At 59.6% G+C, this 255-nt stretch carries 1 pseudogene; it reads left to right on the top strand.

Going from position 1 to position 255, the window contains the following annotated elements:
• A pseudogene (locus AAIG11_RS18305) lies at nt 1-255 on the top strand (aldehyde dehydrogenase family protein); the annotation flags it as partial.

Here is a 255-nt window from a genome sequence, read left to right as displayed (position 1 = left end):
CTTCGACGAAGCCTTAAGCATTGCCCAGACCAACCTGGAACTGGAAGGCAAGGGCCACAGCGCCGCCCTCCACTCCCATAACGATGCCCATATCAAAGAGGCCGGCCTGGCCTTAACCGTCAGCCGCCTGGTGATCAACCAACCCAGCTCCACCTCTGCCGGCGGCAGCCTCTTTAACGGCTTTGCCCCCACCACCACCCTGGGCTGCGGTACCTGGGGCAACAACATCATCTCTGAAAACTTCACCTACAAGCA

The sequence above is a fragment of the Anoxynatronum sibiricum genome (assembly GCF_039414295.1).
Classification (GTDB): Bacteria; Bacillota; Clostridia; order Peptostreptococcales; family Tindalliaceae; genus Anoxynatronum; species Anoxynatronum sibiricum.
The sequence above is the reverse complement of the archived record's forward strand: the minus strand, read 5'-3'. Positions and strand labels throughout refer to the sequence as shown.